Raw genomic sequence first — 856 nt, forward strand, 5'->3', positions numbered from 1 at the left:
GGGGTCGGTTCCGGCTGAGGGCGAAATGACACCCTAAGCGTTAGCTCTGTGTCGTTGCACGATGTCAGCGACGGTATTCTTGCTGATACCGAGCTCGCGTGCGATCCAGCGATAGCTGCGTCCCTCGGCCCTCATCGCAACCACCTTAGGCAAAAGTCGGTCTGATTTTGGTCGCACTCCGGCCTGACGACCAAGCCTCTTACCACGTGCCTTCGCAACAGCAAGGCCTGACTTGACCCGCTCGCTGATGAGATCCCGCTCAAACTCCGCAATGCCGGAAAGAAACGTCGCCAGCATTCGTCCATACGGCGACGAAAGATCGAACGCCATTCCATTCATGGCTATCACGGAAACCTTCCAGTTCTCCAGTTCACGTAGCGTATTGAGCAGATCGAGCGTCGAGCGCCCCCACCGGGAAAGCTCAGTGACCAGGATTGCATCAATTTGTCTGGACTGGGCAAGCGCCAGGACTTTCTTTCGCTCGGCCCGGTCGAGTTTAGTTCCTGAACCTGTTTCCTTAAATATTCCCACCACGTCGTAGCCGGCACGGCCGGCGAAGGCTCGCAGATCAAATTCCTGGCGTTCACAAGACTGATCCGCTGTTGAAACCCGGCAGTAAATGGCGGCACGATGTCCCAATTGAACCCTCCTGGATTTTTGTATCGGAACGCCCTGATTTATATGGGCTGGCTGTTGTCCAAAACAGACTATACTTCAAAAGGGACGAATTTGTATGTCACGACGCCATATTTTCACCGAACGGCAGCGAGCAGCGCTGTTCGATCTGCCCACGGACGAACTGTCGCTACTGAAGTTCTACACGCTGGGCGATGATGACCTGGAAAACATTAGGCAG

1 protein-coding gene is annotated in these 856 nt (G+C 54.8%); it reads right to left on the reverse strand.

Annotated elements, in window-relative coordinates:
* Positions 1-33: 33 nt before the first annotated feature.
* Entirely contained in the window at positions 34-639 is a 606-nt protein-coding gene (locus FHC48_RS23005; protein ID WP_000509966.1) for a recombinase family protein, read from the reverse strand.
* Positions 640-856: the final 217 nt, after the last annotated feature.

Source organism: Enterobacter sp. EC_50, from assembly GCF_019584525.1.
Taxonomy (GTDB): Bacteria; Pseudomonadota; Gammaproteobacteria; order Enterobacterales; family Enterobacteriaceae; genus Enterobacter; species Enterobacter roggenkampii.